This is a genomic window from Salinicola sp. NYA28a, from assembly GCF_976982775.1.
Genome location: NZ_OZ334582.1, coordinates 86,956 through 99,957 on the forward strand (window position 1 = coordinate 86,956; position 13,002 = coordinate 99,957).

Below are 13,002 nucleotides of genomic sequence, written 5' to 3' on the forward strand. Positions count from 1 at the left end.
GATGGACCTTTCAGGGTTCGGAAGATGGCGTGATGCTGTGGTTCTGGAACAGAATTTGTTCGATCAGAAGCGCGTTTTGCAGATTGAGGCGCGAGTAGGGGTCGCCTAGCGAGTGACCCGACAGGTGTTCGATACGGGTGAGTCGGTGGCGTAGCGTATTACGATGAATGCCGAGCGAGACCGCGGCCTGCTGCTGATTGCCGAAATGATTGAGGTAATGCGTCAGCGTGTTTTTGAGTGCCACGGATTCGTTGTCACGTGCGAAGCAGAGCGTCCCCAAGTGTTGCTCGCAGAATTGCGACAGCAGGCCGCGCTGAGGAATCGCGGCAAACAGCCGTGCAATGCCTAGTCTTTCGTAGAAGAACAGGGGTTGATGACGATGTAATGTCGCGAATTGTACGGCCTGCCGTGCCTGCTCGACGGCGTTCGACAGACTGCCGAGGCTGGATTGCAGATCACTGACACCGGCATACAATTGCCATTCCGGCTGCAGGGTGTGAAGAAAGCCAAGTGCCTGCTCCAACTCGTCTGCCAGTCCAGCTGCCAGCGGGGCAGGGGTTGGCCACAAAATAAGAAAGTCCTGCTCATGTTCGAGTACGGGCCACGCGTTCCCACGGCGCTTCAGAAGCTTGTTGAGGTGTTGCTCGAGCTGAAGGCGCTGGTGGACATCAGCTGGCGGCGAGTCTGCAGCGTCACGACTCGACGGCTGCCGAGATTCCGCCAGCCGGATGGCGATCAGTGCATAGGGTTTGTGCTCATCAAGTCCAAGTTCGCTGGCCCTCAACTGAATCAGTTCCGGCGTGTCTGCGAAACCATTGATGAGACGAGTAAGGAACAGTTTCGTCGATTGACCAAGAAGATTGTCCTGGACGATAGCGTTGCTGATCGTTTCGGTGACAACGACCATTTTCAACGCATAAGGTTGTTCGAACAGGGGTAAACCCAGCTCGTTGGCCAGGTTCACGACGCTGCCGGGGATCTGGCGTATGAAGTCAGGGCCGGTAAGGATCACCAATCCAGCCACTTGGTGCTCGATTCCCTCTAGTATGAGCTGCTTCAGATTGTGCTCACTACGTGGCCGATTGATACCGGTGACGAACACCAGTTCGCCGCCACGGACCCAAGGAGAGAGCGTGTCGTTCTCGGCGATATAGGGCCAGCGGATGATGCGATTTCCGCCCCTTACACCGCCGCGCCAGCGAATACTCTCGAGCCCGGGAAGACGTGAGATGTCGGTACAACAGATCGTCATCAGCTCTTCACCGGGCGCACCGAGGTTGTACCGAACGATAGCTGAAGCAACACTGCATAGCCGATCGTAGCGGCCAGTACTCCAACGACCGGTGGCAGCAGAGGCGAGAAGTAAGCGGCTGTAGATCCAATGGCGTAGGCGCCCAGACCGCGCCAGTTGAAGGAAGGAAGGCGGACGCTGTCGAGCGCTGGATAGTTGCCTCTATGCTTGAGCCAAAAATCGGTCATGATGACCCCGCCGATCGGCGGTATGAAGGTGCCAAGCAGTACGAGGAAAGGAATAAGAAAGTTATACATTCCACCGACCGCCAGTACTGTACCGATAGCCGCTCCCCCGACGGTTACCAGACGTCGCTTGTCAGTACGCAGCAGGTTGCAGCCCGCGACGGCGAAGTTGTAGATCGTGTTGTCCTGCGTGGTCCAGATGTTCAAAAACAGCATCAGCACTGCCAGCACTACAAATCCCTGGGCCAGCATTACATCGACGATATCTGCTTGCTGATAGATCAGCGAACCGAGCGCGCCGGTTAGAATCATCAACCCATTGCCTACGAAAAACGCTGCCAGCGTTGCAATGACCGCGACTTTCGGTGTGGTCGCGAAACGGCTCCAGTTAGTGGCTTGGGTGCCCCCACTGACGAAGGTGCCGATGACTACGGTAATCGCCGCCGTCGCGCTCATGTTGACCGTAGGTGACTGGGAGATCAGTCCGGTGAGGCCTCCGATGTCGACCAACCCCTTGTAGAGGCTAATCAAGATGAACAACAGCATTGCTGGTACCGCGAAACGCGATAGCAGGTCCAGACCCCGGTAACCCACCAGAGCGGTCAGGCAGAAAGCGAAGCCGAACAGGATCATCAGCGGAGTCTGGAACGCTTCCGGCAAGCCTGTGGTTTTCACCAGTACAAGGGCAATTGTCGCGGTGCCCCAGGCGTACCAGCCGATCTGGGTGAAACCGAGGACAAAGTCGGCCAGTTTGCTGCCCAGCTCGCCGAAGCAGAAGCGGTCCATCAACACCGAGTTGAGCCCGCTCTTGCATGCAATATAGGCCAGGGTGGCTGCGTACCCTCCGAGGAGCAGGTTGCCGATGAGGATGACGCCTATCAGTTCGTTGAAGGAGAATGCCTGTCCCAATGTGCCACCTGCCCACATGGTCGAGGTGAAGAAGGTGAACCCGAGTAGAACGACCGACGTCGAAAGTAGCCCTTTGCGACTGTCCTGGGGTACTTCACTCAATGGGTAGTCTGAATGTTCCATGGCTGTCTCCGCGTTGAGGATTCGAGGTCCTGCTGCGGAAAGAAGAGCAAGGGCCATGCCACATCCGATGATTCTGGAAAAGCACTGGCACCATTGTGAAAAGTGTTAGACGAAGCGAAGCATCATATGTGCACTATGCACAAAGCAGTAGTCCGGTGAAGACCGAGGCATATCGTTGTCAGATGTTTTTTGCACCAGCTGAATACGCAGAGCACCGTTAAGGTGCACGTTATCTGCCGCAAAAAAGATCTTCATGGCGCCGGATCGTCATCGAAGAGGATGGCATCCGGCTGATCGAAGAATGATCGGCGGTCACATCCGGTAGGCGCGGTACCAGCCGAGCCCGGCTTCCGTTTCGCCGCGGGGCTTGTATTCGCAGCCCAGCCAGCCGTCGTAGCCGGCCTGATCGAGCTGGGCGAATAGCCACGGATAATTGACCTCGCCGGCATCCGGTTCGTGCCGTTCGGGCACGCCAGCGATCTGGATGTGGCCCACGCCATCGCGGTAGCGCTCGTAGGTCTTCCAGATATCTCCATCCATGATCTGGGTATGGTAGAAGTCCATCTGCACCTTGACGTTGGGCTCATTCAGCTCGGCGAGGATCGCATGTCCTTCGGCCTGATGATTGAGAAAGTAGCCCGGCATGTCGCGAGTATTGATCGGTTCGATCAGCAGCGTCAGATCGTGCTCGGCGAGCTTTCGCGCGGCGAAGCGCAGATTCTCCAGATAAATCTGGTAGTTACTGGACAATGTTTCACGGGAAACATTGTCCGGGACAGTCCCGGATGTCGACTCTTCTACCAGCCCGGCCATGACGTGCAGACGCGGGCAGTTCAACGCCTTGGCGTAGCGAATGGCGGTATCGACGCTGTCCCGGAACTCCGCTTCACGGCCGGGGAGGGCGGCCAGGCCGCGCTCGCCGGCAGCCCAGTCGCCGGGTGGCAGGTTGAACAGCACCTGTTCGAGCCCGTGGCGCTTCAGTTCGGCGGCGATCGCTTCGGGTTCGAAGTCATACGGGAACAGGAACTCGACCCCGGTGAAGCCATTCGCGGCGGCTCTGGCAAAGCGCTCCATGAACGGGACTTCGTTGAACATCATGCTGATATTGGCGGCGAAACGCGGCATGGCCTGATTCCTCGGTGATCCGGTTGACGGGTGTGGACAGACGAATGCGCGCTTACCACTGGGCGCCGAAGGCGTCGCGCAGCTCGTCGATTTCCTTCTCGTTCAGCGTGCGCACGTCGTGGTGGCGCAGCAGCAGATAGAGCTTGGCGGTCTCCTCCAGCTCTTCGATGGCGTTGCGCGCGGCTTCCAGCGTCTTGCCCGCTACCACCGGGCCGTGATTGGCGAGCAGCACGGCGGCATGGTCGGCAGCGTAGTGGCGCACCGCCTCGCCCAGCGCCGCATCGCCGGGCCGATAGTAGGGCACCAGCGGTAGACGGCCGACCCGCATCACGAAGTAGGGCGTGATCGGCGGCAGGCAGGAGTGTTCATCGAGCCCGTTGAGACACGACACCGCCGCCGAGTGCGTCGCGTGGAGATGGATAATGCCGCCGGTATCCGGGCGCTGCTCATAGAAGGCCCGGTGCAGGAACGACTCCTTGGTCGGCGGCTTGCCGGCGAGCAGGTTGCCGTCCCAGTCGAGCTTGGAAATTTCCGCCGGGTCCAGGGCGCCGAGGCTGGCGTTGGTCGGCGTCATCAGCCAGCCATCGTCGAGCTTGGCGCTGATATTGCCGGAGGTGCCCGGCGCCATGCCCAGATTGCGGAAGGAACGGCCGATCTCGGCGATCTCTTCGCGCAGGCGGCTTTCGGTCGAGGAGGTCGAAGTATGGATCGCGGTCATGGCATCAGTTTCCAGGCTTTGGTCATGAAATCGGTGGCGCCGAAGTTGCCGGACTTGAGCGCCAGCGCCAGCGGTGCTTCGGTCCCCAGGGTGGTCGTCCACGGCACGCCGGGATCGATGCTTTCGCCGATCCGCAGCCCCTGAACGCCGAGCGCGCTGACCACGGCGCCGGACGTCTCGCCACCGGCGACCAGCAGACGGCGCACGCCGAGGCGGCTGACCAGCTCGCTGGCGATGTCGGCCAGCGCCCGCTCGACCAGTTCGCCGGCTTCCTGCACGCCGAGCCGCTGTTGGGCCTGACGCACCTCCTCCGGCGCGGCGCTGGCATAGATCAGCACCGGGCCGCCGTCGTCGTCGGCGTGTGCCTGGAAATGGGCTTCGGCACAGGCGAGTGCCGCGTCGACGACACTTGCGTAGTCATCGTGCAGCGCCTGGGCATCGAGGTGAAAACTCGGCATGTGCTGCTTGGCATGGTCGATCTGGGCCAGCGTGGCCCGCGAGCAACTGCCGCTCAATACCGCCTCGCGACCGGCGATCGGCTCGAGGCGGGCGGCGTCCTGCCGGTGATTGAGACGATCGGCGACATTGGCCGGCAACCCCAGCGCCAGACCGGAACCCGCCGTCACCAGCGGCAGGTCACGGCAGGCGCGGGCCAACACGAACAGGTCCTCGTTATCGATGGCGTCGCAGATCGCGATACCGATACCGTCGGCTTTCAACGCCTCGATACGCGCGGTCACCGCGGCGTCGCCCTGGCGCAGCGTGGCGTAGTCGATCAGCCCGATCTCCCGCGTCGTCTGCGCGCCGAGCACGCGGACCAGGTTGGCATCGGTCATCGGCGTCAGCGGGTGATCCTGCATGCCGCTCTCGTTGAGCAGAACGCCGTTGGCGAACAGGTAGCCGTTGAACACGCTGCGACGGTTGGCCGGCAGCGCCGGGCAGGCGACGGTGAAATCGGTGCCCAGGGCGTCCATCAGCGCCTCGGTGACCGGGCCGATATTGCCGGCCGGTGTCGAATCGAAGGTCGAACAGTATTTGAAGTAGAACTGCTCGCAGCCCTGTTCCCGCAGCCAGTCGAGCGCCTGGATCGACTGCTTGATGGCCTCGCTGGCGGGAATGGTGCGCGATTTCAGCGCCACGACCACGGCATCCACGCCCGCTTCCAGCGGTGCGTCAGGGATCCCGATGGTCTGCAGCGTGCGCATGCCGGCGCTGACCAGCTGGCTGGCGAGATCGGTGGCGCCGGTGAAGTCGTCGGCGATGCAGCCGAGGATCGGTCTGGCGCGGGGCCGTTCGTCCGCTGTCGAAAGAGAATTCGCCATCGTTCAAGCACCTCCGTGATCGTTGGGGCCACCGTCGAGATCGGAACCCGCGCCGTTGCCGAAACCGGCATCGTTGGCGGCCGTGCCGGGGAGCGTGATTCCAGGGTAGACCTTGATCACTGCCGAATCGTCCTCGCGGCCCAGCCCCTGGGCGGAGGCCAGGGTGAACTGGTTGAGCGCCTGCGCGGTGAGCGGCAGCGGGAATTTGTCGCGGTGGGCGGTGTCGTGGACGATGCCGAGATCCTTGACGAAGATGTCCACCGCCGAATGCGGCGTGTAATCACCGGCCAGGATGTGGGGCACGCGGTTCTCGAACATCCACGAGTTGCCGGCGCTCTGGGTGATCACGTCATACAGGGTCTGCGGATCGCATCCGCCGCGAATGCCGTAGGCCATCGCCTCGGCGGCGGCGGCGATATGCACTCCAGCCAGCAGCTGGTTGACGAGCTTGACCTGCGAGCCCTGTCCCAGCGCGTCGCCCAGCCGGAAGACCTTGGCGGCGAGGGCGTCGAGCACGTCGCCGGCGCGCTCGAACAGCGCCGCGGGGCCGGAGGCCATGATCGTCAGCTGGCCCGCGGCCGCCTTGACCGAGCCGCCCGAGATCGGCGCATCGAGCAGATGAACGTCATGGGCGGCGAGATCGGCCCCCAGCGCCTGCACGGCATCCGGCGCGCAGGTCGCGCAGGAGATCACCACGCTGCCCGGCTTCAGTCCCGGTAGCAGGCCGTTATCGCCGAACAGCACCGCGCGGGTCTGTTCGGCGTTGACCACCACGGTCAGCACGATCTCGACCTCGGCAGCCATCTCCGCCGGCGTCGCCACGGCATGGCCGCCGGCACCGGCAAAGCTCGCTCGTGCTTCCTCGCGCAGATCGCAGCCCCAGGTCTCGAAGCCGGCGCGCACCAGCGATGTGGCCATGCCCATCCCCATCGAGCCCAGCCCGATGACCCCGACGCGGGGTCGTTGTGTCGTACTCATCGTGAGTCCTCTCCCGTCCGTTCCGTCGATGCCGAAGGCGATCCGGCCTGCGCTTCCACCCGCTCGAGCATGCTCTTGAGCAGATCGGGGGGCGCCTGGCGCAGCCTTGTTTCGGCGTGTTCCAGATGAATGGCGGCGGCGCGGGCAGCGGCATCGGCGTCGCCCGCGGCAATGGCATCGAGAATGGCCTGATGCTCCGCGACCACCTGCTGCATGAAGGTCTCGCGCAGCGATTCGTTGGTCCGCGTCACGCGGATCGCCTGGTGCAGAAAACGGTTGTAGAAGTCGAGCACGGCGGTGAAGTGGGTGTTGTTGGCCGCTTCGGCGATCGCGCGGTGAAAGGCGAGATCCTGATCGACGCCGGAAAGCCCCGCCTCGACCGCTTCATCGATATCCACCATGGCGTTGCGAATCCGCCGTAGCTGAGAGGGCGTGCGCCGTTCGGCGGCGAGCCGTGCCGCTTCCACTTCCAGCGGCCGGCGCAGCTCCAGCACCTCGGCCACCGACTGCAGGCCGGGATCGGGAATCGCCAGTCGTAGCGATACCGTCGGTGCTTCGGCGACGAAACTGCCGCTGCCCCGTCGCGAAGTCACCAGGCCGCCGTTGCGCAGCATCGAGATCGCCTCGCGCACCACGGAGCGGCTGATGCCGAAGCGCTCGCCCAGTGCCGCTTCGGTGGGCAGGCGCGCCCCGCGACCCCATTCGCCAGCCTGTATCGCGTCGCTCAAGCGCTGGGCCACCTGTTCGGAAAGCTGCGGGCCGCGCGACGGCTGCCTCGTGTCTTCTCTCAATGCGGTATTCCTCATGCGTTCGTCGTAGTCGCGGACTCGTCGGTGCCGCCATGACGGCTTGCGGGGACGTTCTCCGACCAATGGCGATATTGCCTGTCGACTGAATTTGTCAGACAAGATGGTAAATCGCAAACGTCAGCGCAATTCGCCTTTCGTCAATTCAGTGCCATTCGATGGATGAAGGCGAGATCAGAGGAGAGAAATGCCATGCATGTGATCGTGACCGGAGGCGCCGGTTTTCTCGGCGCGAGACTGATCCAGAAGTTGTTGTCGGAAGAGACCGTGCTCGAAGGCCAGGCCGTCACGCGGGTGACGTCGATTGATCTGGCGCCGTGCCCGGTGGCCGACGACCGTGTCGAATCGCTGACCGGCGATATCGCCGATTCCGGTTTCATCAAGTCTGCGCTGATCGAGGAGGCGCTGGCCGAGGATACCGGTGCCGTCTGCCATCTGGCGGCGGTGGTGAGCTCGCAGGCCGAGGCGGATTTCGATCTCGGCATGCGGGTCAACCTGGATGCCACGCGAACGCTGCTGGAAGCGTGCCGGGCACATTCGAAGCGGCTGCGGTTCCTGTTCGCCAGCTCGCTGGCGGTGTTCGGGCCGGGGCTCTCTCAAAGTCGATCGCAGCCGGTGCCTGAGGCGATCGGGCCGCAGCCGCGTTCTTCCTACGGCGCACAGAAGGCGATGGGGGAACTGCTGATCAACGACTACAGTCGGCGCGGCTTCGTCGATGGCCGCGTCTGTCGCTTGCCGACCATCGTGGTGCGTCCGGGCAAACCCAATCAGGCGGCCTCGTCGTTCGCCAGCTCGATCATTCGCGAGCCGCTCTCCGGCATCGAAGCGGTCTGCCCGGTGGCGGGGGAGCTGCCGCTGTGGCTCTCCTCGCCACGGGCGGTCGTCGCCAACCTGGTTCATGCGCTGTCGATCGATGGAGAGGCGTTGGGCGATTGGCGCACGCTCAACCTGCCCGGCATCACGGTCACGGTGAACGAGATGCTCGATGCGCTGGAGCGTGTGGCCGGCCCGTCGGCCCGCCAACTGGTGCGATTCGAACCCGATGCCGCCATCGATGCCATCGTCGCCAGCTGGCCGGGCGGGCTGGATGCCGCGCGGCCGCTGGCGTTGGGATTCCAGGCCGATGCCGATTTCGACGCCATCATTCACGCCTACCGGGAGGATGAACTCACGAGCTGACGTCTACCACTGCTTTTACGACCCGAAAGGCGCGGGAAACGCGCCGGACGGTCCGATCCTTGAACAACGACAGGCAACAACATTCACAAAGCCCGCAAGGAGTTCACGCCATGACAGAATCTGTCGCTGGACCATGGGGCCTGGTGTGCCCATTCCCCACGGCCGTGAAAATGGGTAGACCAGGCCCTTTCATCATCGGCCTGGGTATCGCTATCTTCGTGATGATCGCGCTGGTGCTGAAAACCCGCGTTCACGCGCTGCTTGCCCTGGTCATTGCCGCGTCGATCGCCGGCCTGATCGGCGGCATGCCACCCAATGCGGTGATCGGTGCCATTACCACCGGTTTCGGCACGACGCTCTCCACCATCGGTCTGGTCATCGGCTTCGGCGTGATGATGGGGCGGATTCTGGAAGTCTCCGGCGCCGGCCAGCGCATGGCCTACTCGATCCTCAAGCTGCTGGGCAAGGAGCGTGAGGACTGGGCCATGGCGCTGACCGGATATATCGTCTCGATCCCGATCTTCTGCGATTCGGCCTACGTCATCCTCAATCCGCTGGTGCGGGCGCTGGCACGCAATAGCGGGCGCTCGATCCTGACGCTGGGCATCGCGCTCGCCTCCGGGCTGGCGGTCACCCACAGCGCGGTGCCGCCGACGCCGGGCCCGCTGGGCGTAGCGGGGATCTTCGGTGTCGATATCGGCCTGATGATCGCCTGGGGCCTGGTCTTCACCGCGCCGGCGCTGATCGTGATGGTGCTCTACGCCCGCTTCATGGGGCCGCGCATCGAGGCGATGATCGAACGCGACGTGCCGGGATCGCTGAAGCGCGACGACGACGAGGACCCGATGCGCGAGCAGTTGGCCGAGAGCGAACTGCCCTCGCTGCGGATGTCGGTCATGCCGATCGCCTTGCCGATCTTGCTGATCTTCTTCAATACGCTGGTCACCGCGGTGGTGGGCGACAGCGACTCGCCGGGGCTCTTCGTGCAGATCGTCCAGTTCGTCGGCCATCCGGTGATTGCGGTCGGCATCGGCGTGCTGGTGGCGGTCTATGGCCTGGTGCCGAAGATGCCGAAGGATCAGGTGCTGGCGCACCTGGAAAAAGGCGTCGAAAGCGCCGGTATCATTCTGCTGGTCACCGGTGCCGGGGGTGCGCTGGGTGCCGTGCTGAGGGCCAGCGGTGCGGGCGACTACATCGGCGAAAGCATTGCCGGGCTGGCGCTGCCGGCGGTGCTGATCCCGTTCCTCATCGCCACGCTGGTGCGCTTCGTGCAGGGCAGCGGCACGGTGTCGATGATCACCGGCGCCTCGATCTCAGCGCCGATCCTGGCCTCGATGCCGGACGTCAACATGGTGCTGGCGGCTCAGGCGGCGTGTCTCGGCGGGCTCTTCTTCAGCTACTTCAACGACAGCTACTTCTGGGTGGTCAACCGGCTGCTGGGGGTCAAGACCGCCAAGCATCAGCTGCTGGTGCTGTCGGTGCCGACCACGCTGGGCTGGGCCACCGGCCTGGTCGCGCTGCTGATCGCCAATGCGGTCGTGGGTTGAGAGACGACGATAGATTGAGAGTCACACGGCGAATCGAGATCAGAACGCCAACGACATCCATCAACGAACGGGAGTCCAGACATGAAAATCACCCGAGTCCGCGCCCGCGTGTTCGAGTGGAAAGGCGAGACGGTGCCGCCCAAGGCGCATTTCTGTACCAACGCCATGGATGCGCTGTGGGATCGCGGCGATGCCATGCAGAGCTTCCGCTTCCACGGCTGGACGGTGATCGAGATCGAGACCGACAGCGGTCTCGTCGGTCTCGGCAACGTGGCGCTGGCACCTAGGGTCGCCAAGACCATCGTCGACCAGCACCTGGCGGCACTGGTCGTGGGCCAGGATCCGTTCGACTACGAGTACCTGTGGCAGCGCATGTATCGCGCCACGCTGGCCTGGGGGCGGCGCGGCATCGGCATGGCGGCGATCTCCGGGGTCGATATCGCGATCTGGGATCTGATGGGCAAGGCGCTTGGCAAGCCGGTGTTCAAGCTCCTCGGCGGGCGCACCAAGGAACGCATTCCCTGCTACGCCTCCAAGCTCTATCACGACGATCTCGACGTTATGCAGGCGGAGGCACAGCGCTATCTCGATCAGGGTTTCCAGGCGATGAAGATGCGCTTCGGCTATGGACCCAAGGACGGGCCGAAAGGCATGCGCGAGAATGTGAAGAGCGTGGCCGCGGTGCGCGAGGTGATCGGCGAGGACATCGACCTGATGGCCGACTGCTACATGGGCTGGAACCTCGACTACGCCCGCCGGATGCTGCCCAGGCTGGCGCCGTTCGAGCTGCGCTGGCTGGAGGAGCCGGTGATCGCCGACGATATCGACGGCTACGCCGAGCTCAATCGCATCGCGCCGATGCCGATCTCCGGTGGGGAGCACGAGTTCACCGTCCACGGCTTTCGCCAGTTGCTGGAGAAACGTGCGGTCTCGGTGATCCAGTACGACACCAACCGCGTCGGCGGCATCACTGTGGCGCGCAAGATCAACGCCATGGCCGAAGCGTTCGAGGTGCCGGTGATTCCGCACGCGGGGCAGATGCACAACTACCATCTAACGATGTCGTCACTGGCGTCGCCGATGTCGGAGTTCTTCCCGGTGCATGACGTCGAGATCGGCAACGAACTCTTCTACTACCTGTTCGAAGGCGACCCGGAACCGATCGACGGCCATCTCGATCTCGCCGACGACGTGCCGGGGCTGGGACTCTCGCTCAATGAGCGCCACCTGGATGGATTCCACATCGTCGAGTGAGCGCCTTCGGCGGCGCGAGTCTCTTCGCGCCGCCTGAATTTCATCCTATCCGCTTGGATCGCTTCACCACATGCGCTTGAGCAGGTCGTCTCGGCGGACGAACTGGTGCCACAACACCGCGGCGATATGCAGCCCGATCACGTAGTAGAACGCCGTTCCCAGCGTCTTGTGGATCGACTCCAGCGAGTGGCCGAGATGCGGCGTCACGCCGAACGGCGACGGCACCGCCAGCGACGTACCGGGAACCGGAATCGTGCCATTGCTCAGCCAGACCGTCATGATGCCCAGCAGCGGCTGCGCGAACAGAAACGCGTAGAGCGCCCAGTGGGTAATGCGTGACGCCAGCTCGAGCCGGGGATGAAGTGGCGGCGACACCGGGGGTGGCGGCTGTCGCAGGCGTTCGATCAAGCGGGGAATCGCCAGCAGCAGCACGACGATACCGGTCCAGAAATGGCTCTGCAGCAGAAAGGCCGGTATGCCGGTGCTTCGCGGAAAGATATCCGTCGACAGGATGAGCGCGTAAGCCAGGGCGATCAGTGCGGCAAGGGTCCAGTGAAAGTGGCGGGCCTTGGCCGAATAACGGTTGGGCAACGAGTGGTTCACGTTGGGTGATCCTTGAGTGAACGAGTCAGCCCCATCCTAGGCAGCATCGGCTTAGGATTGACTTAAGCCAGGCTCGCCATCGTGACGCGTTGGCCGCGTCACGATGGTAAGGGTCGCAATGGCAAGGGTCACGATGGTAAGAAAGAGGCTGTCTCGTCGCCGGGCGTCGCGAGTCCGGAAACCCAGGATGACTCAGGGCGTCTTGGCTTGCAGCCGATCGGCCAGCCAGGCCCGGGTACCGGGGTGCCCGCTGCGTTCGGCGCGTTCGGCAAGATCCAGCGCGAGTTCGACATCGCCGGCCTTGAGCGCGGCATCGATCATTCGGCGGTAATCGAAGTCCGCTGTGGTGGGCTCCGGAGCGGGTGCCGGGGTGGCGGCTTGCGGGCGAGGGCCGGCAGCCTCGGGTATCGGGACTGGCGTATCGCCAATCATTGAGGTCATGCCGGTGCTACCGGTCAGCGAGACGATTTCGAGCGTCACTTCGCCGGTGGCGGTATGCACGGCGCGCGGATCGGGGCCGGCGGGTTCGGAGAGCCCTCTTACCCGGGCATACGCTTTTTCTTCGGACTCGTAGGTGGTCGAAGCCTGACGATCCGCTTCGCTCGAGTAGATGACAAGATATTGGGCGTTCGGGCCGGGCGTCACGCTGAACTGACCGTCGAGCCGGGCAGTGGAAAAGCCACGACGGGCTGTGATAGGAGGGAACTTCCTAGTGTTGAAATCGTATTTTCGAAAGGTGACGTTGCGGCATAGTGCATCGCGCCAGTTCGGAGTGAGAAGTTTCATGCCGTATGGCGTTGAACGGTTCTTTGACGAGACATATCGACATCGGGGCGATGCATCGAGAGAGTGTATTGCGGCATGTCGCATCAGCAAAAAGACACATCATCGCCAGAGACAACCTCTCCGGTCCCCATCGGGTTAGCCTAGGATGAGAGGAGAGAAAGACGACAAGCACCAGG

General features: G+C 63.1%; 12 protein-coding genes. 3 read left to right on the forward strand and 9 right to left on the reverse strand.

Features of this window, described 5'->3' with window-relative positions:
* Positions 1-10 precede the first annotated feature (10 nt).
* The 7 genes from ACWHY3_RS00405 to ACWHY3_RS00435 all read right to left on the reverse strand — a co-directional run bounded on the left by ACWHY3_RS00405 (position 11) and on the right by ACWHY3_RS00435 (position 7,442).
* The gene (locus tag ACWHY3_RS00405) at positions 11-1,252 is read right to left on the reverse strand and encodes a PucR family transcriptional regulator (RefSeq protein WP_448127347.1); all 1,242 of its coding nucleotides are present in this window, start codon (positions 1,250-1,252) and stop codon (positions 11-13) included.
* Positions 1,252-2,508 carry a cytosine permease gene (gene codB / locus ACWHY3_RS00410; protein ID WP_448127348.1) on the reverse strand — a complete coding sequence of 419 codons (1,257 nt, stop codon included), beginning with the start codon at positions 2,506-2,508 and terminating at the stop codon, positions 1,252-1,254. The genes ACWHY3_RS00405 and codB overlap by 1 nt, the downstream gene beginning before the upstream one ends.
* A gap of 312 nt (positions 2,509-2,820) precedes the next feature.
* Complete coding sequence (gene otnI, locus ACWHY3_RS00415) at positions 2,821-3,633, reverse strand: 2-oxo-tetronate isomerase (protein WP_448127349.1); 813 nt, start codon at positions 3,631-3,633, stop codon at positions 2,821-2,823.
* 52 nt (positions 3,634-3,685) lie between these two features.
* Positions 3,686-4,351 (reverse strand): 3-oxo-tetronate 4-phosphate decarboxylase, encoded by a 666-nt coding sequence (otnC, locus tag ACWHY3_RS00420; RefSeq protein ID WP_087720293.1) that lies wholly within the window; start codon positions 4,349-4,351, stop codon positions 3,686-3,688.
* Positions 4,348-5,673, reverse strand: coding sequence for a 3-oxo-tetronate kinase (otnK, locus tag ACWHY3_RS00425; RefSeq protein ID WP_448127350.1), 1,326 nt, complete (start codon positions 5,671-5,673; stop codon positions 4,348-4,350). The genes otnC and otnK overlap by 4 nt, the downstream gene beginning before the upstream one ends.
* A gap of 3 nt (positions 5,674-5,676) precedes the next feature.
* A complete protein-coding gene (gene ltnD / locus ACWHY3_RS00430; protein ID WP_448127351.1) occupies positions 5,677-6,651 on the reverse strand; it encodes an L-threonate dehydrogenase in 975 nt (324 codons plus the stop codon).
* Positions 6,648-7,442: a FadR/GntR family transcriptional regulator gene (locus ACWHY3_RS00435; RefSeq protein WP_448127352.1), complete on the reverse strand. Its 795-nt coding sequence runs from the start codon at positions 7,440-7,442 to the stop codon at positions 6,648-6,650. Before ACWHY3_RS00435 ends, ltnD begins: the two co-directional genes overlap by 4 nt.
* 207 nt (positions 7,443-7,649) lie before the next feature.
* Here ACWHY3_RS00435 and denD point away from each other — a divergent pair, with 207 nt between their 5' ends.
* The 3 genes from denD (at position 7,650) to ACWHY3_RS00450 (ending at position 11,437) form a co-directional block, all read left to right on the forward strand.
* A complete protein-coding gene (gene denD / locus ACWHY3_RS00440) occupies positions 7,650-8,636 on the forward strand; it encodes a D-erythronate dehydrogenase (RefSeq protein WP_448127353.1) in 987 nt (328 codons plus the stop codon).
* Between the two features lie 170 nt (positions 8,637-8,806).
* Positions 8,807-10,183 carry a GntP family permease gene (locus ACWHY3_RS00445; RefSeq protein ID WP_448127354.1) on the forward strand — a complete coding sequence of 459 codons (1,377 nt, stop codon included), beginning with the start codon at positions 8,807-8,809 and terminating at the stop codon, positions 10,181-10,183.
* 81 nt (positions 10,184-10,264) lie between these two features.
* Positions 10,265-11,437 (forward strand): L-rhamnonate dehydratase, encoded by a 1,173-nt coding sequence (locus tag ACWHY3_RS00450; RefSeq protein ID WP_303855882.1) that lies wholly within the window; start codon positions 10,265-10,267, stop codon positions 11,435-11,437.
* 63 nt (positions 11,438-11,500) lie between these two features.
* Here ACWHY3_RS00450 and ACWHY3_RS00455 read toward each other — a convergent pair whose 3' ends face one another.
* Together ACWHY3_RS00455 and ACWHY3_RS00460 are read right to left on the reverse strand one after the other, a co-directional pair.
* Positions 11,501-12,040: a cytochrome b gene (locus ACWHY3_RS00455; RefSeq protein WP_087720286.1), complete on the reverse strand. Its 540-nt coding sequence runs from the start codon at positions 12,038-12,040 to the stop codon at positions 11,501-11,503.
* 192 nt (positions 12,041-12,232) lie between these two features.
* The gene (locus ACWHY3_RS00460) at positions 12,233-12,910 is read right to left on the reverse strand and encodes a MalM family protein (protein WP_087720285.1); all 678 of its coding nucleotides are present in this window, start codon (positions 12,908-12,910) and stop codon (positions 12,233-12,235) included.
* Between the last annotated feature and the right edge of the window lie 92 nt (positions 12,911-13,002).

Coding starts and splice junctions, on each gene's coding strand:
- ACWHY3_RS00405 (WP_448127347.1), bottom strand. CDS start 1,252: ATGACGATCTGTTGTACCGACATCTCACGTCTTCCCGGGCTCGAGAGT.
- codB (WP_448127348.1), bottom strand. CDS start 2,508: ATGGAACATTCAGACTACCCATTGAGTGAAGTACCCCAGGACAGTCGC.
- otnI (WP_448127349.1), bottom strand. CDS start 3,633: ATGCCGCGTTTCGCCGCCAATATCAGCATGATGTTCAACGAAGTCCCG.
- otnC (WP_087720293.1), bottom strand. CDS start 4,351: ATGACCGCGATCCATACTTCGACCTCCTCGACCGAAAGCCGCCTGCGC.
- otnK (WP_448127350.1), bottom strand. CDS start 5,673: ATGGCGAATTCTCTTTCGACAGCGGACGAACGGCCCCGCGCCAGACCG.
- ltnD (WP_448127351.1), bottom strand. CDS start 6,651: ATGAGTACGACACAACGACCCCGCGTCGGGGTCATCGGGCTGGGCTCG.
- denD (WP_448127353.1), top strand. CDS start 7,650: ATGCATGTGATCGTGACCGGAGGCGCCGGTTTTCTCGGCGCGAGACTG.
- ACWHY3_RS00445 (WP_448127354.1), top strand. CDS start 8,807: ATGGGTAGACCAGGCCCTTTCATCATCGGCCTGGGTATCGCTATCTTC.
- ACWHY3_RS00450 (WP_303855882.1), top strand. CDS start 10,265: ATGAAAATCACCCGAGTCCGCGCCCGCGTGTTCGAGTGGAAAGGCGAG.
- ACWHY3_RS00460 (WP_087720285.1), bottom strand. CDS start 12,910: ATGCGACATGCCGCAATACACTCTCTCGATGCATCGCCCCGATGTCGA.